Annotated in this window: 1 protein-coding gene; it reads right to left on the bottom strand. The window is 74.2% G+C overall.

All coding sequences use genetic code 11. The features are described 5' to 3' along the window. Positions 1–396: 396 nt before the first annotated feature. Positions 397–608, bottom strand: a 212-nt coding sequence (locus tag QQM72_RS40680; protein ID WP_314225836.1) for a hypothetical protein, incomplete at its 5' end; no start/stop codon positions are given.

Below are 608 nucleotides of genomic sequence, written 5' to 3'. Positions count from 1 at the left end.
GGGGGAGGGGGAGGGGGAGGGGGTGCCGGCGTGCGGGAGGTGCCGGGAGAGCCCGGCGTCCGGGAACGCCCGCGGCCGGTGTACGAGTTCGGCCGGTGTACGAGTTCGGTTCCCGGTCGCGGGCGTGGCCGGCCCCTGCCGGCGCGCTCTGCGCGAGGTGGTGGTGCGCCCTCTGGTGCGCCGGCCCCGCGGAGATCGCCAGGCACGCCTGGCTGACGCGGGACGGGCCGGGCCGGCCCGAGGCCTCACGAGACGTCCGTCGCGGACGCTCGTGAGGCGTCCGTCGGCGCGCCCTGGGTGCCCGGGCGGCCGGCGGGGGAGGGGGAGCGCTGAGTGGCGTTGCCGCGTGCGTCGTCCCCGGCGGCATCCGGCGGCATCCGGCGGTGCTGGGGACGGCTAGTTGACGTGCTCGGGCTGTGCCGTGTCGTCGCTCTGGGGTGAACCCGTCGGATCCACCGTGGTCTTGACGGATTCGAGCAGGAGCTGGGAGACGTCGACGACCTGGACGGTGTCCTTGGCCTTGCCTTCGTTCTTCTTGCCGTTGACGGAGTCGGTGAGCATGACGAGGCAGAACGGGCAGGCGGTGGAGACGATGTCGGGGTTGAGGG

It is taken from the genome of Streptomyces zaehneri (assembly GCF_032248645.1).
Classification (GTDB): domain Bacteria; phylum Actinomycetota; class Actinomycetes; order Streptomycetales; family Streptomycetaceae; genus Streptomyces; species Streptomyces coriariae.
This window is presented reverse-complemented; position numbering and strand designations above follow the sequence as displayed.